General features: G+C 62.1%; 14 protein-coding genes. 7 read left to right on the top strand and 7 right to left on the bottom strand.

From position 1 onward, the window contains the following. The first annotated feature begins 80 nt into the window (after positions 1–80). From QWI75_RS03580 to QWI75_RS03555, 6 genes are all read left to right on the top strand, one after another. Positions 81–314 (top strand): hypothetical protein, encoded by a 234-nt coding sequence (locus QWI75_RS03580; RefSeq protein ID WP_289267315.1) that lies wholly within the window; start codon positions 81–83, stop codon positions 312–314. Between the two features lie 16 nt (positions 315–330). Next, positions 331–699: a c-type cytochrome gene (locus tag QWI75_RS03575; RefSeq protein ID WP_289267314.1), complete on the top strand. Its 369-nt coding sequence runs from the start codon at positions 331–333 to the stop codon at positions 697–699. Between the two features lie 57 nt (positions 700–756). Then, a complete protein-coding gene (locus QWI75_RS03570) occupies positions 757–2,373 on the top strand; it encodes a bifunctional metallophosphatase/5'-nucleotidase (protein WP_289267313.1) in 1,617 nt (538 codons plus the stop codon). Positions 2,374–2,707: 334 nt separating this feature from the next. After that, the gene (locus tag QWI75_RS03565; RefSeq protein ID WP_289267312.1) at positions 2,708–2,938 is read left to right on the top strand and encodes a DUF2798 domain-containing protein; all 231 of its coding nucleotides are present in this window, start codon (positions 2,708–2,710) and stop codon (positions 2,936–2,938) included. Between the two features lie 101 nt (positions 2,939–3,039). Then, a complete protein-coding gene (locus tag QWI75_RS03560) occupies positions 3,040–3,549 on the top strand; it encodes a DUF2938 domain-containing protein (RefSeq protein ID WP_289267311.1) in 510 nt (169 codons plus the stop codon). A 38-nt stretch (positions 3,550–3,587) separates the two neighbouring features. Beyond that, positions 3,588–4,469: a LysR family transcriptional regulator gene (locus QWI75_RS03555; RefSeq protein WP_289267310.1), complete on the top strand. Its 882-nt coding sequence runs from the start codon at positions 3,588–3,590 to the stop codon at positions 4,467–4,469. A gap of 265 nt (positions 4,470–4,734) precedes the next feature. On the opposite strand, the gene QWI75_RS03550 is transcribed toward QWI75_RS03555, so the two are convergent. The 3 genes from QWI75_RS03550 to QWI75_RS03540 form a co-directional block, all read right to left on the bottom strand. After that, entirely contained in the window at positions 4,735–5,757 is a 1,023-nt protein-coding gene (locus QWI75_RS03550; RefSeq protein WP_289267309.1) for a D-alanine--D-alanine ligase family protein, read from the bottom strand. Further along, positions 5,754–6,791 (bottom strand): putative zinc-binding metallopeptidase, encoded by a 1,038-nt coding sequence (locus QWI75_RS03545; protein ID WP_289267308.1) that lies wholly within the window; start codon positions 6,789–6,791, stop codon positions 5,754–5,756. The genes QWI75_RS03550 and QWI75_RS03545 overlap by 4 nt, the downstream gene beginning before the upstream one ends. 194 nt (positions 6,792–6,985) lie before the next feature. Beyond that, the gene (locus QWI75_RS03540) at positions 6,986–7,384 is read right to left on the bottom strand and encodes a hypothetical protein (protein ID WP_289267307.1); all 399 of its coding nucleotides are present in this window, start codon (positions 7,382–7,384) and stop codon (positions 6,986–6,988) included. Positions 7,385–7,518: 134 nt separating this feature from the next. Between QWI75_RS03540 and QWI75_RS03535 the strand changes: the two genes are divergently transcribed. Further along, the gene (locus QWI75_RS03535) at positions 7,519–9,432 is read left to right on the top strand and encodes a glycosyltransferase family 39 protein (protein ID WP_289267306.1); all 1,914 of its coding nucleotides are present in this window, start codon (positions 7,519–7,521) and stop codon (positions 9,430–9,432) included. A gap of 307 nt (positions 9,433–9,739) precedes the next feature. Here the strand turns inward: QWI75_RS03535 and QWI75_RS03530 are convergent, their stop codons facing one another. From QWI75_RS03530 to QWI75_RS03515, 4 genes are all read right to left on the bottom strand, one after another. Continuing rightward, positions 9,740–14,578 carry a multicopper oxidase domain-containing protein gene (locus tag QWI75_RS03530; RefSeq protein WP_289267305.1) on the bottom strand — a complete coding sequence of 1,613 codons (4,839 nt, stop codon included), beginning with the start codon at positions 14,576–14,578 and terminating at the stop codon, positions 9,740–9,742. A gap of 1,215 nt (positions 14,579–15,793) precedes the next feature. Next, entirely contained in the window at positions 15,794–17,206 is a 1,413-nt protein-coding gene (locus QWI75_RS03525) for a sigma-54-dependent transcriptional regulator (RefSeq protein WP_289267304.1), read from the bottom strand. Further along, complete coding sequence (locus QWI75_RS03520; RefSeq protein ID WP_289267303.1) at positions 17,182–19,206, bottom strand: sensor histidine kinase; 2,025 nt, start codon at positions 19,204–19,206, stop codon at positions 17,182–17,184. Before QWI75_RS03520 ends, QWI75_RS03525 begins: the two co-directional genes overlap by 25 nt. Before the next feature lie 350 nt (positions 19,207–19,556). Next, a complete protein-coding gene (locus QWI75_RS03515; protein ID WP_289267302.1) occupies positions 19,557–22,691 on the bottom strand; it encodes an efflux RND transporter permease subunit in 3,135 nt (1,044 codons plus the stop codon). Positions 22,692–22,752 lie beyond the last annotated feature (61 nt).

Here is a 22,752-nt window from a genome sequence, read left to right as displayed (position 1 = left end):
CCGTCAGAGAGTAGAGGACGCCGCCGACGGTTTCGGGCTCCGGCGATTCCCTAGTCGATCACATTGCTAGGACCTGGAGCATGGCTGAAGAACAACAGAAACCGGACTCGCCCGGGCTCGATAGCCCTGCCGACGACACCGGCTCTCAACAGGGAGCTTTGTTGCGACTCTTGGGAGAACTGCGTGCCGAACTCGATCGTATCCTGGCGAGCCTCCCGGCTTCGGCTGCTGCCGATGCCACTTCGTCACAGGAGTCCGTCGGGCCGGAGCGAGATGATTCCCGTAGCGACAAGACAGACCGCCCGCAGGAGTGAGCAACGAGAGGAGCACATGCCGATGATGATCCCTCCCGCACGACGGCGATTCGGCCGCTGGTGGCACCTGAGCTTGGTGATCGCAGCCGGCGTCTGGACGGCGGCGGCGGCCGAGCAGTCTCATACAACCCAGGAGGAACAGGGCAAACGGATCTTTCAACGATACTGCGCCGGCTGCCACGGCCGCGAAGGCACCGGCGAGGGCTACCGATTGCTCGGCGCCGACCCCGCCAATCTGACCTCGCGGCAGACACAGGAGAAATCGGATGAGGACCTGCTGGAGTCGATCCACGAGGGCCAACAGGGGATGCCGGCCTGGAAGGATCGCCTCTCGAACGAGGATCGCCGGCGAGTCTTGGCCTACATCCGGAGTTTGGCACAGTGAGCGGGCGAGCTGTCGAACCGGACTGACGAACCGCCACAATCGAGGCGCAAACCGGGCATGAATTGTGACAGGCGCTTGATTGGGCTGGCTCTCCTGCTGACGGTCTGTTTCCTATGGCCTGCCCCTGGCGAAGGAGCCGAACAGACCCTGACGATCCTCCATACCAGCGAGCACCACGGACAGGTGCTGCCGATCGAACGGATGGGGCAGAAGCGGGAGGGCGGCATGGCCTCCCGCGCCAGCGTGATCGCTGAGATCAGAACAGCCGCCTCAGCCCTCCTGTTGGTGGATTCGGGCGACCTGCTGATCGGCACGCCGATGTCGTCGGTGTTTCGGGGCGAGCCGGACATCAAGGCCATGAACCTGATGGGGTATCAGGCGATGGCGGCCGGGAACCACGAATTCGATTTCGGCCTGGACCACCTTCGCGCGTTGCAGGCCCTCGCGCGTTTTCCCCTCCTGTGCAGCAATCTGACCGGCAAGGGGGTCGAGTTGCCCTGCCGGACCTCCGCCGTCGTTTCTGTCGGAGACCTTTCGATCGGATTGATCGGCCTGCTCGGACGGAGAAACTTTCCCGACACCTTCAACCGTGAAGTCGTCCGGTTGCTGAACCTCCGCGATCCGATCGAAACCGCCCGCGATTCCGCCCGGACCCTCAAGCAAGAAGGGGCCCATCTGGTTCTAGCCGTCACCCATCAAGAGGACGAGGAGGATCTGGCCCTGCTGTCGAAAGCCCCGGAGATCGACGCCGTGATCGGCGGCCATACGCCGGGCTTCGATGGACTCCGCACGGCAAGATCGGCTGAACCGGTTGCCGAAGCGACCATCCCCGGTCCCGTCTTCGTCAAGACCCATCGCCAGGGCCGGACGATCGGGCGGCTCGATCTGACGCTCGATCGAATGCCCGGTGATCCGACAAAGGTCACGGTAGTGAAGGCCCGGGCCAAGAACCTGTCCATCGGCGAGGACATCCAGCCGGACCAGTCCGTGAACGAGCTGATCCAGGACTATGTGCGCAGGATGGATGCACTCGGCGCGATGATGGTCGGACGAGCGTTGGTGAATTTGGACGGCGAGACCGCGACGGTGCGGACCAGAGAGAGTAATTTGGGAAACCTGCTGGCCGATCTGGCGAGAGCGGAGTTTGGAACCGACCTGGCCTTGGTGAACGGCGGACAGATTCGGGACAGTATCCCGGCCGGTCCGGTCGATTTGACGCGAGTGCTGCGGGTCTTGCCCTTCAGCTCCACGCTGGTGACGCTCTCGATCTCGGGACAGGAACTGCGGGCGGCGCTGGAGAACAGCGCCAGCCGGCTGCCCGCCACCAACGGCCGGTTTCTTCAAGTCTCCGGCCTGACCGTGACCTATGATCCGCAGGCGCCGATCGGATCGCGGGTGAAGGTTGTGATGGTGGGGGACAAACCGTTGGACGAATTCCGCCGATACAGGGTCACGACCGATTCATTCATCGCTGACGGCGGGGACGGCTATACGATGTTGCAACAGGCTCAGGATCGGATCGAGCGGCAGGTTCCCCTACGCGACCTGTTGTTGCAAGCCCTCAAGGAGCGACCTCTGAAAGCTTCGCTGGACGGACGGATTCGTTTCGCGGAACCTGCCAATACCGGCGCCCCATTTGACGAAAAACTCCCGACGACTCCATCCTCTCCCTGATCGACATTGAGATCCATCACGTCATTCCCGTAACCAGCCAACCGTTCACCGTAGCGATTACCAACCTGCATGACAAGGCCGTTCATCGACCATCACAGGGCGGTAGGCGGCTCGAGAGCCCTGAATCAGAGCTGGAATGCGCGGGAAGGCGACGCCGACCCTCAGCAATGCTGAGGTGGCCCTCCGAACATTCAATTGGACGGGTGGCAGGAATAGTCCTATATACCAACGCGATGATCCCGCCCTGCCGCGGGACACTATCCGATGAGCCTCTCGGGAATTCCCCGGGCCATTCGATAGCCACTCAACCGGTTATCAGAAAGGAGGATTTGCCATGATTCCGAAGAAGCACACTGGCTATGTCTTTTCATTCTTTATGGCCCTGCTCATGTCGAGCATCATGTCGTCCATCATTTCCGTTGTTAACGTGGGTTTGATCAACGGCATCATCGTCATCTGGCTCAAAGCCTGGGCGCTGGCGTTTGCCGTCGCCTTCCCTACACTGACCGTGATCACGCCCCTGGTTCGTACGCTCGTGTCCCTGGTCGTCGAAGATAGGGACTGACGGACACGCAACGGGCCGATCGCCGCCGCTCGGTGCGGCCCGGCCGTTGTGACCCACCCCGCTCCATGCCGCACGTGGAGGACAGATATGGAGGCATTGTGATGAGTATAGAACAGAGTTACATTGGTGGTGCAGTGTTTGTGGGAATGGGTGCCGCTTTGATCATGGATCTCTGGAACCTCTTCTTGAAACGTGCCTTTAACATCGCCTCGCTGGACTATTGTTTCGTCGGGCGTTGGCTGAGCCATATGCTTCTCGGCACCTTCACGCACGCTCGGATTGCAGCCGCCCCGAAGCGACCGGCGGAATGTGTGATCGGTTGGACCGCACACTTTCTTATCGGCGTGGCCTTTGCTCTGGTACTGGTCATTCCAACGTCGGGCGGTTGGCTGGAACAGCCGTCTCTCTTCCCGGCCTTGCTGGTCGGTGTCGGGACCGTGGTCATCCCGTATTTCATTGTGCAGCCGGCCTTGGGGCTTGGAGTAGCTTCAGGCAAGACGCCGCATCCAACCCAAGCCAGAATGAAAAGCTTGATGACCCATACAGCGTTTGGTGTCGGGCTCTACCTCTCTGCGATTCTGTGGCGTTACTTGATGCACGCCTATGCGTAGCCGTCACCAGCAACAGACACCTTCTTGAGGCAAGAACGATGGAGATCTATCAGTTGAAAACGTTCGCAACTGTCGCCCGAGAGGGTAGCATCACGCGTGCCTCGGAACTCCTGTTTCTCAGCCAGCCGGCTGTGAGCGCGCATATCAAGGCCATGGAAGATGAACTCGGGCTGGTATTGTTCGAGCGTACGCCCCGTGGCATGAGCCTGACCGACAACGGAACGAAGTTATTGGCCAAGGCGGAGCAGATGCTCGCCATGCACCGGGACCTCCTCGACGAAGCACGGCGGATCAAGAGCCAAGTGAGCGGAAAACTCCGTCTTGGGTCGAACCGCAGTGCCAGTGCGCAGGTGATGGGAAAGTTGTTGACCAGGCTTTCCGAAACATGTCCGGAGGTTGAGATGGCGCTGGAATACGGCAGCTCTGCTGAGATCCAGCGTGCCATCCGCAGTGGCACGCTGGATGCGGGCTTCTATACCGATGACGGCAAGGCCGATGCGGAACTGGAGACCATAGCGGTGGAGCGGTTCGGCATCTTCCTGGCCGCCCCGCGTGGATGGATCGACAATCCAGGGCGCCCCGACTGGCAGAAACTGGCGCGCATGCCATGGATCTGCGCGGCGTCGAATACGTGCTGCGGACGTGCGGCGGAAAGTGTGTTCGAGCGGAACGGATTCCGCCCGGAGAAGCTCGTCAGCGTCGACCAGGAGAGTGTGACGCGAACGCTGATTGCCGGCGGAGTCGGCGTCGGACTGTTGCACGCCGAGACGGCCCGGGAGGCGGAGGCGAAAGGCGAGGTGGAGTTGCTCAGCGGTGTGCAGCAAGAGGTGCGATTGCTCTTCGCCTACCTATGCCGGCGTGCGCAAGACCCTCTGATAGCGGCCGTGTCGGCCGCCGTACGAGGAATCCTTGTGCAGTGACCCGAGGATCGTCTAGGTTCGAATCGCTACGAGACTGGGATGGGACCGAGCGGTTGGCCTCCGGCTCACACTCTTCGTGATGGTTCGTCGCGTTGCAACGAGTCTGATCCACACCCGACTCCATCACGGCAATCGCGACCTCTGTCATGCGGCTCGGGAAATGATCTTGCGGTTCCCCCATTGCGAACCTCGGTGAGCGTGAACACGTCGACCGGACCGAAACTGTACAGTCCGTTTATCGCCTCACGTCTGACAAGGTTCGTGGTCACGCGGCCTTGGCGGGACACCAGCGCAGGCCGAGATTCAACAGCTCTTGCAGCAAGTCCCCGTAGGTCCAGTCGGCCTTCAGGGCGGATTCGGCAAAATCCTCATCGCGCGAGATCTGTGGGTTGGGATTGGCTTCGAGCACGTACACCCGTCCCGATTGATCCATCCTCAAGTCGATCCGGGCGTAGCCGCTGAGCCCCAAGGCCCGGTACACGCGGCGCGCCAGGTGCTGAATCTTCTCTTCCATCCCGTCGGGAAGATTCCGGGCCTCGCCGGACCGGATGCCGTACTTGTTCTGATACGTCCGGCTCCACTTCACCCGCTCGGTCGCGATCCGCCAGGCCTCCTCCGGCATCCGGTCCATGACCAGCTCCCACACGGGCAGCACGCGCAGATGGCCGTTGCCCATGACCCCGACGTACAGCTCGCGCCCTTCGATGTACTGTTCCACCAACGCGCCCGTGCCGACGCTCTCGTGAATGAAGGCCACGCGCTCGCACAGCTTTTCCTCGTCGTTCACGATGGAGGCCTGGGAGATTCCCAGCGACGCTTCTTCGGTGACCGACTTGACGATCAGCGGAAAGCCCAGATAGGCGGGGCGCTTGACCGACCGGCCCATTGGAAAGACGGCGAAGTCCGGAAAGGGAATGCGATGGAACGACAGCAGCTTCTTGGACAGGCTCTTGTCCCGCGCCAGCATCAGGCCGCGCGGGTTGCAGCCCGTATAGGGCACGCGCAGCAATTCGAGATAGGAGACGACGTTCTGGTCGTAGACGGCCACGCCGTCAAATTCCTCGAGCAGATTGAACGCGATGTGCGGATGCCACTCCTCCACGGCCGCTCGAATGACGCCGAGGTCGCTCTTCACTCCAAGCGGGCGGACCTCATGGCCCAGCTTGCGCAGAGTCGAGACGACGTCGTATTCGGTTTTCCACTCGGCCGCGGCCGGATCCTGCCCGTTCAGCTCGTCGGGGGGAACCAGGTCTTCGTGCATGAGCACCAGCACACGGAGCTTCTTCATACCGCCACCCGATGCCGGCCACTGTGCAGGTAATTCATCGACTGCCTGGTCAACAGGACCGTGAACCCCAGCTTGGCCTGATCCAGCGGCGTCGCCACCCGGAGATTGAGCGTCCGGCACCGTTCGATCATGTCCTCGATGACCTGGTCGATCGTGTATTGATATTGGCCCGTCCACAAGGCGACGGTCCGGCGCACCTCGCCCCTGATGCTGGCCAGGAACTCGGCCGCGCCCATGCCGCCGGGACGGCGGGGCTTTGCGGAGAACAGCCGCAGCAGCCACATGTCATAGGCCTTGGCATGGTCCACGTCATAATGGGCCCGTTTTTGGAGATAGTGCTCGCGCAGGGTCTTGTTCAGCCGTTCGAGCGGATCGATGCGGCGTCGCGACGTGACGTTCGGCGGCATTGCCGCCAATTCCTTCATCACTTCCTCGATGTACTGGAGCTTCTTCATTGCCGGCCAGCCCGCATAACGCCGGCGCCAGAGCGACGAGGGGTCCAGCCAAACCGCGAAGGTCTCGGCGAAATCCTCGTCCGGATGGCTCTGCGCGTACCAGACCTCCAGATACTGGACGAAGCTGCGGCTGTAGGGGTTCGGCGTATAGTGATCCGGATAGGGTTCGGAAGATTTGCCGAACAGTTCCTGGCGCCGGCTGCGGCGTCTCAAGAGATAGGCATTCTCGATCGCATGGCCGGTCTCGTGGCGAAGGAGTCGCATGCACCACTCAGGCGTGCCTCCTTCCACTTCCAACATGTAGGTCCGTTCAAGCCGCGCCAGCCTGGGATGGGCGAGATAGAAGGGGATCGCGATGCCCGGCACCCCGTCGGGACAGAACCATTCGTCGGAGAGCCAGAAATGAGGGCGGAACCGGATCTGTTTGGCCTCGAGTTCGTCGTACAGACGCTGGATCTGCCTGTTCAGCAATTCCCCGTCGATCGTCAAGCCCAGGTCGCACAGCCGCAGATCCAAAAGCTTCTGTTCCGGCCAATTGGCCCAGGGCATCAGCTTCTTGGCGGACAATCGCCGGATCATCCTCTACCGAGTCTCAGATCATCATGCCGCCGCGCGCGATGAACATAGCTCGACGGCGCGCCTCGGAAGGATCATAGCATCGGGTCGGGGACGTGAGGACCAAATGGTGAAATTTGACCTCGGGATCGGGTGGCATGGACGAAACCCGGCATCGCAAAGAGCAAAGCGGGCTCGAAGGGCAGATGAACGTGCGGCTACAAGATGTCGCCTCCGGAGGATTCGTCCTGGGGGCGCGGCTCGGAGAACCGGAAGCGAAACGAGAACTGATGCGGCAAGGCTTCGAACCTGGCATCGGTCTCAAACCCTTCGGAGGAACGGCTCTTGCCATCCGGATACCACTTGAAATGGAATCGGCCGGCCCCGCCTTCGCTCAATGAATCGGCGCGGTACTCTCCATCGATCTCGAAGTGCTCCTGTAGATAGCGATCTGCCGCCGAGAACAGACGATTGAGCGCTGCTATTCCGGATTCGAGGTCGAGCTGTCGAGTGATTTCAGCTGTCCGCCGGGAATCCTGAAGGCGAGCCCCATCCTCCGCCCAGGCGGGAGCTGTGACAGTGGACAGAAGCAAGGCAATCCAGACCAGCCGTACCATCGAGGTCACTCTAGCGCCCTCAAACACCTCGGTCAAGCTGGACCGGGGCGCGCAAGAAAGGCCGTTCGGAAACGCCGGTCTGCTTGCCTCCCAGATTTCTTCCGCTATCATCGGTGTCGTGCGAGAACCGGTCGATGTTCGTTCCGGCCGCTCGTACGATGGACACGATGGTGATCAAGAAAGACCTTCCGCTCCTGTCGGCCGCCGAAGCCAACGCATCTGCACAGGACCATTCCTCGACCCTGCCGATCGTGGCACTGTTGCTGACCGCCTTGGTTGTCCGTCTATTGGCGCTGGTCTCGCTGCTGGGAACCGGCTATGCCGGGGTGCTGGTGACGGACGAATTGGTCTACCATCAGTGGGCGAGTGACCTCGCCGCCGGCACGGTCCAATCCACCTCGGTTTATGGTTTCTCGCCGCTCCCCGCCTATGTCATCGCGATCCTCTACAAACTCTTCGGGCCGGACCCGGTCTATATCCGCCTCTTGAATGTTCTCCTCGGGGTCGCCACCTGCTTCGTGATCTACCGGGTGGGATTCCACTTGGGCGATCGGCGGATCGGCCTGATCGCGGGGTTCCTGGCGGCCTTTTGCGAACCGTTCATCCTCTATAGTGTCGTGCCGTTGAAATCGGCGCTGGCCGTCTTTCTGTTCTCCCTGACGCTCCTTTGTGTTGTCCGATTGCTTAAGACTTCATCGGGCCGCTCCGCCCTCCTCACCGGATTGGCCGCCGGGCTCCTGGCCGCCACCCGCGAGAATACGCTCGCGCTGCTGCCTTTGATGCTGGGCCTCACGCTCTATGCCTCATGGCGAGTGGGTGGAAGCATGCGGCAGCCAGTTCGCATCGCCGCCTCGCTGTTGGCCGGATACCTCCTCGTCCTCGCTCCCTTCGCCCTTCGAAATTATCTGGTGGCGGGCGAGCTGGCCTTGACGACCCATCAGGCAGGATTCAACCTGTACATCGGCAACAACCCGGCCAATCCGACTCCCTACTTCCAACCGGCCCCCTTCGCCTCGGCGTTGCCGTCGGAAGCGGAGACGCACTATCGCATCGAGGCCAGCCGGCGAACGGGGCGGATGCTGTCCTATCAGGAAGCCGAGCGATTTTGGATCGGAACCGTCGTCGCCTACGCCCGGGAGCATCCGTCGGACTTTCTGGCCAAGATCGGGCAACGGGCGCTTGCCCTGTTCAATCGGTTTGAGGCAGGCGATCACTACGATTGGACGGTGCTTGGGGAATCCGCGCTGTTCTTTCAGATCCCGTTCCTCGGCTTTTTCCTCTTGGCGCCACTTGGGCTCGCGGAGATGGTGTGGCATGCCGACCGCGACATGGGCCGGTGGAGCTTGATGCTCCTTGGCGGCCTGTATGCCTCGACCCTGCTCTGGTTTCCCATGATCGGCCGCTATCGGTTGCCGCTGCTCGTCATCCTGATCATCTTTGCTTCGTTCACGCTGGCAAAGCTGTACGATGCCTGGCAGGATTGGTCCTGGCCGTCCGTCGTAGGGCCGGGAGTCACGACCCTGCTTTGCCTCGGTCTGGTTTCGATCCCGATCGAAGGGAGCCAGGACCGGTCCGGCCACTACAATATCCAGGCCTGGATGCTCATGCAGCAGGGCAAACTGGAGGATGCGGCGGCCATCTGGCGGTTTTCTTCCGGTCTGAACGGCGCCTATTCCGTCTATGCGAACCTCTCGCTCGCCCGCATGGCCTTGCAGCAACAGGATGCGGACTCGGCACGGCTCTATCTCGACAAGATCCCCGACTCCTCCTTCGGCGCGGCGGCGAAATATGAAGTGCTGGGCGACCTGTTTGCGCTCACCCAGCAGCCCCAAGAGGCCATGGCTGCCTACCGACGGTCGCTGGAGATCAATGCCGGCAATCTGAGCCCGCGTAAGAAGCTGCTGGCACTCCTCTCCCAGTTCGACCCTGAACAGGCGAGGGAAGAAGGCCGGCGCTTGGATGAGATGGCATCCTTCTATGCCGACCTTCACCATCCACGTCCCGGGCCGTCCCCCTCACTCCAGAAACGCTCCGCGCTGGTCCGTTGATCGTTCGACCAGGGTCCGGTTCTCCGGCAGCCCTCTCTTCGATGCCAGGCCGGCGCCTATCGACCGGCTGGGTTCTCCCTTGAAACAGGCGGACGTGTGTGCCGCTGAAGGCTATGCGGTGATGTTTACGATCTATCGCGATCGGTCATGGTCACCGGTGAAGGCCAAAAACCGGATGATCTGCTTGAGGCACTCTTGATCGGGCGCGTGGAATAGTGCGGGGGTGAGCGTAGGCGCTCAAAAACAAGACGGGGAACACCCTGACTGAGCGGTGTTCCCCGTCTTGCGACTCGAACCAGAACGACGGTCAGTTGCGGGAGCCTGACACAGCCGTCGTCTGGATCGAGGGCTCGGTCGCGGCTTGTTTGATCGTGGGGCGCCCGTCCGAGAGCGGCAGGAGTCGCTGATCGCCGGGAGACAGCACCCGCAGGTATCCCCATTGCCCGGACTGGGAATAGGGCAGGCGCTGGTTGCTCCAGACGTAGTCGCCCGGCATGCGGAACGGTCCGCCGGCGCTCGGAATAAAGGCATCCAGCGCCTCGGACCCCGAGAATTCCACCACGCTGATCATATCGGCCCCGCGCATGAACGGCTCGATCGGCCATTCATGCCGTTCAACGCCGAACATGCCGTTCTGCTCGTTGCTGGCTCCGAACACATGGATGCGCACAGGATCTCCGGCATGCGCTTCGATGATCGGGGTCGCCGGATCTTCCGGCTTCTCGACGACACAGGGTTGGAAGACCTTGCCGAGCGTGCACCCGGTTTCCTCCCGGAACTTGTAGGGTTCCGCCCGGTAGTTCACCGCCGTAAGACCGGCGGTGTTCTGCACATAGGGCATGAAGCTCGTCCCGATGATGTTGTCTTCATCCTGGAAGAACAAGGCCACGTCACGATAGTTCACGCGGTGTTCGTGGCCCGGGATCGTGCGATCCACAATCACGTCCGCTACCCAACTGTTCTTGCCGGAAAGGTCCGCGCCGGTCTTGGGATCCCGATAGGCCGCGCCCTTTGGCCCTATAATGACGGCCCCGTACAGCCCATTTCGGGGATGGGTCATCACGTTGCCCCAGTCCCAGACCAATGAGGCGGTCTCGCCGAGGAAGGGATCCGCATAATAGGTATAGATCCGGCTCTCTCCCGGCGCAACCGTCTGCTCGCCGGGGTTCCCGCCGACGTTCGCCCCAAGCGAATCCTTGGGATCGAACGCCAAGCCGATCGCCGAGAAGGAGGCCCGCCCCTCCTTCATCCGGTTCGTCAGCTTCACCTTGAGACAATCCCCCACATTGGCCCGCAAGGTCAGCGGCATCGGCTGGAGGCCCGCCGCGACCGTCGAGACCTCGTCCTCGAGCGCATAAATCTTCGCGTTCGGGTTGACCATGTGGATCGTCCGTTCAAAATCGACCTCGATGGCATCCGGCGCTTTGGGATTCAACTTCAGCGAGGGGTAGTCCATCGCCACGACGTTGAAACTCTTCACCGGCGCCTCTGCCGGACAGACGGCCAGCGGCTTCGGAATGTCGTTGCGCCGGCTATAGCCCGCAGGCAGCTTTTGCAGGTCCGGAATCTCTTTGTCCAGGACCCGCATGATGCCCCAGGCGCCCTCGGAAAACTTGGACGCGCGGCCGTTGAAGTGGATGTAGTCGCCCGGCTGGAGCCGCGGGCCGCCGGCTTGCGGCACGACCAGGTCGTACCGTTCGGCGATGCCGATATGGATGGAATTTTTCCGGTTGGCATCTCCCGCGTACCGCTCGGTGAGATAGGTATGGCCGGAGAGGGTCCAGACCATCGTCTCATTCGCCATGGTCTGGAGCAGCCGGAACACCACCGTGTCTCCCAGGTAGGCGCGCACCATCGGCGTATAGGGGTCCCCATGGACCGCGCTGCTGAAGAGCTTCGACGGATCAGGATTCGCCGCCAAGCGGCTCGCGATCGGTTCCGCCTTGAAGTTCAGGCCGCCGCCCGTCGTATGGGTGCCACCGTTGAGAAACGCCATCGGCGACATGGGAATGGTTTCCGGCATGACAAAAGACACGGTCTTGCCGGCTTCTAACGCCACCTCGATGGGCTGTCCCGGCGGGTTGCCTTCGGTGACGATGTTCACCGTATGGGGGACGGTGTCGTTCAACTGCACCATCAGCTCCCGGAAGCTTCCATTGACTCCATAGCCGACCGGCTCGGCCGTCCGGATGTCGGCGAGCGGTCCGCTGCGGATGGGTTTGCCGGTCTTGGGATCATGGTAGGTTGAGCCGACCGGCTCAATGATGATGGTGCCGAAGCCGCCATGCGGCCAGGTGACCCGCCCCAAGGCATGGTCGTGCCAGAACACCGTCCCCACGTCCGAATCTACCCAAAACCGTTGCCGGACGAATTCCACGGTCACGATATCGTTGGCCGGGTGCGCGTGCTTGAGCGGCCGGTAGAGCGTGATCTGATTCCCTTTGATGGATTTGATGCGGCCGACCTCGTTGCCGTCGACGTTGTCTGCCCCGATCAGAATCTCCACGTTGGGATGGTATTGCGCGGCATTTTTGACCGTCAGGACCCGGTCGCCTTTCTTGGCCGGCTTGGTAAAGACCGTGTTCATCGGCAACGGCAGGCCCTTGTTGACCTTCTTCTCGAGCATCGTGAAGGGGCGCACGGATTGCTCGTAGGAGAAGCCGGTAATGACGCCGTCGGAGGATTGATTGTCGAACTGCAAGAAATGCCAGTGCGTATTGATCTTGGACGCATGGAAGTTGATGTGATCGTCGTCTTCCCATTCGCTGGTGAGCATCCAGTCGATGCAATCGTAGATATTGGCGCGCACGACCAGCGGATATTTGATGTCGCTCTTGCGGACCTGGGCTTCCTCCTCGTGCAGCACGTAGATCAGCCCGTCCTTATCCACGATGGCCGGTGTGTCGCCTTGTTTATCCGCCAGCGTCATCGGCGTCTGGATGAAGTGCACGTTGTACTTCTTCGATCCGGCGTTGTCCGGACACATGCTCCAGCGGCCGTTCTCGCCGGGTTTCGCAGGGTAGGAACTGGGCAGCCCATCGTCATCGAGATGGATCATGTCCAGCCACGGGGACGGGTTATGGTTCTGGGAAAACGGCACCCGTCTCCCAAAATGAGGTTTCAGATGAGGCCATGCGATCTTCCCCGTGGCCGTCTCAAACAGGATCGGCAGCCGCTCGCCCGGATGCGCCGATTGGTAGCGGGGATTCGGGACGGTGTTTTCCCGTTCCGTCATGGCGCGACGGCCCTGCCAGACCCAATCCAAGACCGTCGCGTCGTACGAGAGGGTTTGCCCAAGTTCATCGTCTTTATGACCCGGCTTGCCCTGTGGGGGCAACTGCATTTCCACCCAATCTTTGATCGTGACCAGGGCCGGGTCCGCGTTCCAATCGGTCTTGCCCTTCTCAATGATCCGGAACTGCTTGCCGAACCAATCGACCGTCTTGCCTATCAGCTCGTCCGAGGTCACGCCGGGCTTCAGGCGGCCGGCACGATCGGGCAACTCGCGGAGCGCGGGCATGGTGTCGTTGTGGTGTGCGCCTTGCTGGAGCGTGTTGTACACGCGCCAGTATCCCCACATGCCCGCGATATAGTGATGCGCGACATGGCAATGAAACAAAAAATCGCCGGCCAACTGCTGGCAGAGGCCGGAGCCGCATTCGGTTTCCAGATCCATGGTCTCGGACGGTCCGATGACCTCGACGTCCACGCGATCGGACTTGGTCCGGATCACGGGATATTTGACCGGTCCGTTCTTGGCCGCATGCCAGAGCGGCATTTCATCGATCGCGCGGGGGCTTCGCGGCCAGCGGATGGAGCCGCCGTGAGGATGGTGGGAATGAAAGACCTCGGATCCGCCGTGCACCAGGCGGAATTTGGCCGGATCGCCTAAGTAGCTCCGCGGAATCGTGGTGGCGGGGTCTCCGAAGGTATAGGCGCTGTAAGCCATCGACTCGTCTTCAAAGCCGAAGTATTCGTGCTGCGCCTGCATGTTATCGAGGCCGAAGGGTTCGCTCCGGTAGTTCAGCGCACGGGCGACCGGCCGATAGACGTCGGTCAAGGGATCGCGCTGCGGGAGGAAATCGCCCTTCTTGTTCAGGGGCCTGAACGCTTCATCCCCGACTTCGTGATAGATCAGCACGAACTCTCGAAAATCCGGCCCCGCCCCGTTCTTGATGATCGCCTGCCACCCGCTTCTCATCGGCTCGGGCTCGCCGGTTCCCAGCGGATCAAGGTATTCGGACCCCTTCGGCTCAATCACGAACGAGCCGAACAGGCCCATGACCGTCAATTCCCGATCGTTGCTGTAGGAGTGGAATTGCCGTCCGCCCTCTTGCTGAGTCGGCGGGATGTACCACTCCAGCTCCACGGCCTTGCCCGGGGCCGCGATGCTATCCGGATTCGTCGTGGTTGCGGGCTGACCCGTCGACGCCACGACCATGCTGGAACCGTGAACGTTGAGACTGACCTCCTCATTCCCCTCCAGTTGATTGCGCAGCGTGATCTTCACGCAATCACCCTGATTGCCGCGGATGACCAGGGGCTGGATCCATTGGCTCTGCAAGCCGTTCCTCACGGCGCCGGGATCATGCCCGTCCTTCTCACGGGCTTCCCGATTCCTCCTTTCCTCTTCCCGCACCTTGTCGATGTCCTCGGTCAGCACGTACATGTAGCCGGGATAAAAGTCGAGCCACATGTTGAGCGTGATTTCAACGTTGATGGCCGAAATGTCGTACTGCCGGACCGGAGCCGCCGCCGGGCAGCGTCCACCCTGGGTGGAGACCGGCTCCACGCCGGGATTCGACATCAGCAGCACATCCTGATTGCCGGCCCCGTATTGGTGCATCATGTTCACGTTGTGGTAGAAGCCGCCGGTGCGTTGGGCCTCGGCATCCTGCTCCATTTGCTGCATGATGCGCTGATGCTGGCGTTCCACCATCGCCGTGCGCTCCGGACGACCCTCCATCGCATCCTCAACGATGGTTTGCCCCTTGAGGCGCTCGGCCCAGGCCGCCCCTGATGAAGGCTCCGTGGCCCCTTGATGCGCCGCATGCTGGGCGGCCGCCTCGTCCCCGACCCAGGCGAGGACCGCGCCGCACAGGATCGTGGCAAGTACCTGATGATGTCGGATCAAGCTCCAGATCATGATGTCTTCTCCCTGTCCTTTCATCCTGTCCAAATCCCCGCCTTCAGATCCTCAATGGAAACCAGTGAACCGTGATCCCCGCTCTCTCCATCAGCGGCCTTCATATTTGGTGGCCCGGTGAAGGGGGCTCGCGCGCGGGGAAAATCAGGAGGCCGGTCCTTTTCTTCCCGCTCCTTCACCAGACCTCGTCATATTCGACAGCAACGCACCAAGCCATGGGCATCCCTACGCAACTCCTGTTCCGCTCACGATCATCCCGGCTACTTCACGATTTCCCGCGAAATCGGATCGTGTCTAGGTTGCACGGGCGAATCCAATGGGGCATCGGCGTCCCATTCGCACCAGGAGTCTCTCCGAACCGCTTGATTGCCTGCCGACTTTCTTCGCCCTTGCTCCAGGTGAACAATGGGACGCCGACGCCCCATGTTCTAGGCGGGGGGCACGAGGGGTAGGAACAGTCTGAATCAGGACGGGCCGAAGGAGCCCACCCATGCTGGCAAGTCTTCGATCCTGCTCCGAGGAGCGTGATCATAGCCCGACAAGATCCGCCAAGGTAGGCGTCGGCATCACGCTCGACCCGCCAGCGGAGTAGAGCCTTCTTATCGGGATTCACGAATCTGCACGAATGTGTCTGATGGGGGACCAGTCAGGACGGTCGACGCTCGAGGAATTCACCGCCGCGCCGCTGCATCATCATGGAGCTTTACGGCAAGAAAAAGATTCAGGTCAGCCCCCGCACAGCGCCTGACCCTCACCTATGAAGACGAGCGCCACCACCCCGTGCGTGAATTTCATATCTTTTCACTGGGGCGTAATAGACACAATAAAGGCCGCGAGGTACGGGGTAAGCTGCCGGACAACCGACCTGATGCCGATCACGTGGCTGTTGGAATCCTATTAAGGTGAGAAGAAATCAGAATACCGTTAGCCCGCTCCTGCCCAAACCGGACGAGTTCGCTGACGAGCTCTGTGACACAAGCGGTTCAGAATGACCGCCAAGTACAAGCGGGAGATTTGCAAGGCAGGATGCGAAAGGCCTCGTTCGCCTCACTTCTCATGTCTCACGAATCTCTATGCGCCGCTGTCTCGCATGCGGCCGAAACTGACACGATAAGCAGGCTCCAGACGTTGAGACAGCCAGGCGCCCCCGGCAACTGGCTCGGCGGGACCGCTGCTCGGTCATGCCTGGCGTGAACCGCTCAGGCCCCCGACCTATCACGATTCCGTGAGACCGTGGCGCTTGACCATGCGCTCGATGGTCTTCCGATCCACCCCCGCCTCTTGGGCCGCGTGCCCCATATGCCAGTCGTGGCGCTTGAGGAGATCGAGCAGGTACGTCCGCTCGAATGAGCGCACCACCTCCTGTTTGGCCTCTTTGTATCGAGGGACCTCGTGATCGGGCAGCTCTTTCAAGCCGATCAGCCGGGCGCGTTCCGGCAGATGCTCCAGGCGGATCACGGGGCCATCCGCCAGCGCCGCCGCCCGCTCGATCACGTTCTGAAGCTCCCGTACATTGCCGGGCCAGGTGTAGGCGTTTAAGGAAGAAAGAGCCATCGGATCGAAGGTTGCCGTATCTCCAAAGCTGTTCGCTTTCTTGTCCATGAAGCGTCGCAAGAAGGCCCGCGCCAGGAACTCCACATCACCCTCCCGTTCCCGCAACGGCGGCAGCACGATCGGAATGACGTTCAATCGGTAATACAGGTCTTCACGAAAGGTGCCGTTTCGGCACGCGTCCTCAAGATTCCTGTTCGAGGCCGCAATCACCCGGACGTCGATATCGCTATAGCGTGTCCCGCCGACACGGCGTACATGCCGCTCCTGCAACACGCGGAGGAGCCGAGCCTGGAGGGTCTGGCTCATCCCGCTGACTTCATCCAGAAAGACCGTCCCGCCGTTCGCCACTTCAAACAGTCCCGGCTTGGCCGCATGGGCCCCCGTAAAGGCCCCCTTTTCATGTCCGAACAACTCCGATTCCAGGAGGGTGTCGGGCAGAGCGGCGCAATCCACCGGCACGAACGAATGGGCCGCCCGGCGGCTGTGCGCATGAATCGCACGCGCGACCAACTCCTTGCCGGTCCCGCTCTCGCCGTAGATCAGCAGGCTGGCTTCCGTATCGGCCACTTTCCGGATCAGCTCCAACAGTGTCAGGATCGCTTTGCTCCGTCCAAGGATCTGTGCAAGCGCGGGCGTCTCTCCCGACCTGGTCCGTTGCAATCGACCGCCGCCGACCTGCGCCAGGACGCCGCCCCCATTGGGTTCAGTTCCTCCGAAAGCCCGTTTCGCCACCTCCTCGAGATCTTTGCTGGAATAGGGTTTCAGAATGTAATCGAGCGCCCCATGCCGCATGGAGGCCACCGCAGTCTGGACGGTCGCATAGGCCGTCAGCAACACCACCTTGATCGTGGGGTCGACCCGCTTGGCCTCGCTGAGCACCCCGAGACCGTCCAACCCCGGCATGCACAGGTCGGTCAGGACCAGTTCCGGTCGCTCGATTTGAATCCTCTGTACGGCGCGAACCGGATCCTGCTCCGTCAGACAGTCATGCCCTAAGCGGCTCAGGATGCGACGGCAGTTGTCCAGCGCATCCGCTTCGTCATCGACGATCAATATCTTGCCTGTGTTCTCCATCCGGCCTCCTGATGAACATCGACACATGATGCCAGAGCGGGCAGCGCCACGGACGCCACGGCGCCACGCTCGTCGTTCTTGACCTCCAGCCGTCCGCGGTGATCCGCGACGATCCCATAACTCAGGAACAATCCCAACCCTGTGCCCTGTCCCGTCTTCTTCGTCGTGAAGAACGGATCGAAGATGCGTCCGAGTATTTCTTCAGGGATGCCTGGTCCCGTATCCCGCACCGTCGTCACGACGAAGTCACCCTCGTCAGCCTGCACGGACTCGGACCGGATGGTCACCTGCCGGGGCTGATCGCTGTCCCGGACCGCATCGATGGCATTGTTGAGCAGATTCAGGATGACCGTCTCCAGCCGGTCCCGATCCCCCATGACGGGAGGCACGTCGCCGGCCAGGTCCGTCTCAAGATGGACATCATGGGCCGCCGCCCGATCCCTGGCGACCTCCACACAGGCGCGCAGCACGCAATTCATGTCGATCGGCTTCAGGGTGGTCGCCGCCCCGCGCGACATGGCGAGGACGCTCCGCGTGACGCGGGAAATACGGTCGGCCTGCGACCGGATCGCCCGCAGATCGTTCCACACGTCCTCCGGCAGATGCGCCGCTTCCGCCTCCATGCATTCGATCCGGTTCAGGATGATCCCGAGCGGATTGTTGATTTCATGGGCAATCCCGCTCGCCACCTGGCCCAGCGTCGCCAACCGTTCGGCGAACTGGAGTTTCTTCAGGTGGCCAGTCACCTCGGCGGTTTTCTCTTCCACGCGACGGGCCAGGTCTGCATTCAAGGCTTCCAGCTCAGCCCGGGAGGTCTTGAGGCGATCGGCCATCCGGTGCACGGCCGCAGCCAAATCCTGAAACTCATCGCCGGTCGCGATATCGAGGGGACGGTCGTAGGTGCCCTGGCTGATCGCCTCCACGCCGGCCTGCAACGTCTGGATGGGTCTGGCGATCCGGGCGGCCACATAGCGGCCCATCAGCCAGAGCAGTCCCACCATCACCAGCCCGATCGCGGCCAGGTTTCTGACCTGATCGCGGATCGGCGCGTAGCTCTCGCTCGGCTGTTGCCGGACCAACACATGCCAGGTGTTATCTGGCAGCTTCAACCCGCCGACCGGCGCAAAGCCGATCACCGTATCCTGGGCGCCATGCCCGTCGTCCTCCGCCACGGCCCAGCCCGGGTCCGGCGACACGATCATGGCCATGAGCTGGCTGGGGATTCGATGCGCTTGCCGCGGCAGGATCGGACAGATCAGCGGCTGGCCCGCCGCGTTGAACAGCATGGCGTGGCCCGTTTGTCCCACCCGAATCTGTTTGATGATCGCAAACAGGCTGTCGAACCGATAGGAGGCCTTGATGGCCCCGATCACCGCATGTTGGCGGTCGTCCAGGATGGGCACGGCGATATCGATGGTTTCCTCCGGCGTGCGAAACGAGCCCTCGCGGGCCGGGATCACGCCGCTGATGAAGACCGGCTCCGGGTCGCCGCTCTGGACCGCCCTCCACCAGGCTTCCTGGTTAAACACATAATGGTCCGGCTCCGAGCTCGCCGCCACCAGGGCCCCATATTGATCCGTGATCAAGAGACCGACGACCTTATCCCCGTCACGGACTTTGGTTTCACGCAGAAAGCGGGACAGCGCGGAATCCAGCAGGCGCGCGGAGGCATCCTTCCCCTGCTCCCACATCTGCATCCGCTCGCGAATGATTTGATCGATGGCTGAGCGCTCGACAGGATAGGCCCGGTTCGCGGTCTCGACTGGCTGGCGGACCCGCAACGGAGCCGAGGCGAGCAGCCGGACGCCTTGAATCTCGCCCTGCACCAACAACGTGACGCGATCTGCGACCTGGGCGGCCACGGCCTGGAGGTTGCCGCCGATGACGTCGCGCAGGGACTGCATGCCGGACATGTAGGCCAGCACCAGTCCGATCAGCAGGGGCACGCAGCCCACCAGCACGATCGCGACGACAATCCGCCCGCGAATGGTATGACTCATGACCTTGGGACTCAAAATGAGGGCTATTCTAAGCAACCGGTGGGAGCAAACTCCAGAGCCGCGAGGGGAGTGGATCAGTCGGAATCCGACCGTCTGGCAACTAACCCACATTATTCACGACGGCTTCTACTGCACCCGCCGATACGCCGCTGCAACAAGCTTGACTGCCAGGTTCTCGCAGCCAAGCGGGCAGGCTCGCCACTCGGTCGGTCGACATACTGCTTTCAAGTATGCCTTTCTCCCTCGCGGTTCCGCGTGGGGTACCCATTGCCGGGGCACCCATTGCACTCTGCTTCAGACAACGGGTCGAGCATGCAATGGGTCCAACGCGTGGCGTCTTGGCGGTTTCGTCACGAACCGCCATGAATAATGTGGGATGAGGCGGACGAGGCATGCGATTGATCCGCGACCGTGGCATAGGGCAACCGCGCGACCGCGAGCTTATCCGGCTTGACGGGACCGCGCGCGAGCAGCCGGTACACGGTGGGGACCAGGAACAACGACAACAGGGTGGAGAGCGCCAACCCGCCGACCAGGACCAGTCCGATATGCCGCCTGCCTGCAGCGCCGGCTCCGGTCGCCAGGGCCAACGGCAGGGCGCCGAGAATCGTCGCGGCCGTGGTCATGATGATCGGCCGGAAACGGAGGGTGGCGGCTTCGACGATCGCCTCCCGCGCGGCCATGCCTCGACCGCGCAACTGGTTGGCGAACTCCACGATCAGGATCGCGTTCTTGGTGACGAGCCCGATCAGGATGATAAGCCCGATCTGGCTGTAGATGTTCAAGGTCCCTCCGGTGAACGCCAGCGCCAGCAGGCCGCCCATCACCGCCGGCGGGACCGTCAGCAAAATCACCAGCGGAGAGAGAAAACTTTCGAACTGCGCCGAGAGCACCAGATAGACGACGAGAATCGCCAACCCGAACGTCACGTGCAGGCTGGCTCGGCTTTCAAGAAATTCCTTCGATTCTCCCGCATAGGCGAACCGCATCATCCTCGGGAGACTCTCCTTCGCCGTCCGGTTCAGATAGTCCAGCGCCTCCCCCAGCGAAAATCCCTCGGCGAGTCCGGCGCTGATCGTGACGGCGCGCATCCGATCGTAATGGTGGAGCGCTTCGGGCGTCGCGTCTTCCCGCACGGACACGACGTTGCCGAGCGGCATCAACTGCCCCTGCTCGCCGCGCACCGGAAGGGTCATAATATCCGACGGGCTGTTCCGGTACGGCTCATCCACCTTGACGATGACGTTGTACACCCGTCCGTCGCGCGAGAAGGTCGTGACAGGCCTTCCGCTCAAAAACGTTTCGAGCGTCCGGCCGATGGCAGCCATGGAGACGCCCACATCGGCGGATTTGGACCGATGCGCCTCCACCGTCACATGGGGCATGTTCATCGACAAATCCATATCCGGGTTGAGGAACCCCGGATGGGCCGCCGCCTTGCGCATGAGCCGTTCGGCCTGAACCCGCAGCTCCTCGTAGGTCGATCCGACCAGCACGAACTGAACCGGCGTCTTCTCGGGCGACTGCTCCATCGGCGGCGGGTTGAGGACCGAGACTTTGACTCCGGTCAACCGTCCAAGCCGGGCATTCAGTTCCGCCACAATGTCCTGTTGCGTCCGGTCCCTCTTCTCCCACTCGGCCAAAGTCACCCAACTCGATGCGCGGTTCACAATCGTGGGGCGATACCCGCGGGCGACCACCATATAGTTGAACGTCACTTCCGGAACTGTCTCCACGATGCCCTCCACTTGCCTGGCATAGGCATCGGTGTAGCGGATCGTAGCGCCTTCCGGCGCCGTCAGGTGGCCGGCGAACCAGCCGACGTCTTCCAGCGGAGCCAATTCCATGGGCAAGCGGAGAAACAGGAGGACGCTGGCGACGATCGCCCCCAACGCGACGCCGAGCACCGGCCCCCTCGCCTCCACCAGACGCTCGACCGCGCGCCGATACCGGCTCACCAGGCCGGCAAAGGCCTCCTCGGCAACCTTGGACAACCGGGTCTGGCGCCGTCCGGTCTTCAACAGCGTGGCGCATAACATCGGCGTCAGCGTCAGCGCCACGAATCCCGACAGCAACACCGCGGCCGCCACCGCAATCGCCAATTCCGCGAAGAGCCGGCCGACTACGCCGGTCAGAAACGCGATCGGAATGAACACCACCACCAGCGACAGGGTCGTGGCCAGCACGGCGAATCCGATTTCCCTGCTTCCCGCCATGGCGGCCTGGATGGGCGGCACCCCGGATTCGATCCGGCGATGGATGTTCTCAAGCACGATGATCGCATCGTCCACCACCAGGCCGACGGCGAGCACAAACCCGAGCAGCGTCAACACATTGAGCGAACAGCCGGTGGCCCAGAGGATGGTCACGGCGCCGATGATCGAGGCCGGAATCGCGACCGCCGGGATGAAGGTCGCGCGGACGCTGCCGAGAAAGAGGTAAATCACCAACACGACCAGGATGAGGGCCAGTCCCAAGGCCCGGTAGACCTCCCGAATGGATTGCTCGATCGCGAGCGACCCGTCCCACGCCACCTGCAAGGTCATCCCCTCGGGCAAGGAGGCGACCAGGTCTGGCCAGGCCTGCTTGACGGCCTGCGCCACCTCCAACGTGTTGGCCTTCGATTGCTTGGCGACGCCGATCCCGATCGCCGGCTTGCCGTTCACGCGGACCAGTTTCCGGTCGTCTTCCGAGCCGAGTTCCACGCGGCCGATGTCCTGAATCCTGACCGGGTATCCGTCTCGATAGGCGACGATCAGGTGCAGAAATTGTTGTGGGGTCTCCAGCGAGCCACGGATCGAGACGTCGAACTCCGTGCGATCGCTCTCGATCCGGCCGGAGGGAAGGGTGAGGTTTTGCGTCCGGAGGGCCTCTTCGACGTCCTGCGCGGCAAGCCGGCGAGCGGCCAACCGTTCAGGGTCAAGCCAGATCCGCATCGCATAGCGGCGCTCCCCGTCCAACGGAATGGTCGAGACGCCGGGCAACATCGCCAACCGGTTCTTGATGAATCGCTCCGCGACATCCGTCATCTCCAACTCGGAATGGCGATCGCTGGCCAGCGAGAGCCACATGATTTCATTGCCGTCGCCGGTTTCCTTCGCGACGAGCGGATCCTGGACGGCGAGCGGGAGTTGGCGCCGCACTCGACTGATGGCGTCCCGCACGTCGTTCGTCGCCGCATCCAAACTGCGCGTCCGTCCGAATTCGAGCACGATCTGGGAGGTCTCGGCCCGGCTGGCGGAGGTGATCGTGCGGAGGCCTTCGATGCCGCTGATGGCCCCTTCGAGGACCGTGGTCACGTCGGTCTCCACCAGCGCCGGGCTGGCGCCGGGATAGACAGTCCTCACCGAGACGATCGGGTAGGCGATATCCGGATATTCCCGCAAGGTCAGGCGGGTGAAGCTCAGGAGCCCGAACAGCACCAGCAGCAGCGACATGACCGTCGCCAAGACGGGACGGCGGACCGAGAGATCGGAAAGGATCATCGCGCGATGGACCGGACGGTCATGACCGTAGGCATGACTATAGAAAGGTTCGGATGAAACG

This window comes from Nitrospira tepida (assembly GCF_947241125.1).
GTDB lineage: Bacteria > Nitrospirota > Nitrospiria > Nitrospirales > Nitrospiraceae > Nitrospira_G > Nitrospira_G tepida.
Note: the sequence above shows the minus strand (reverse complement) of the source record. Positions and strands in the feature narration are given on the sequence as shown.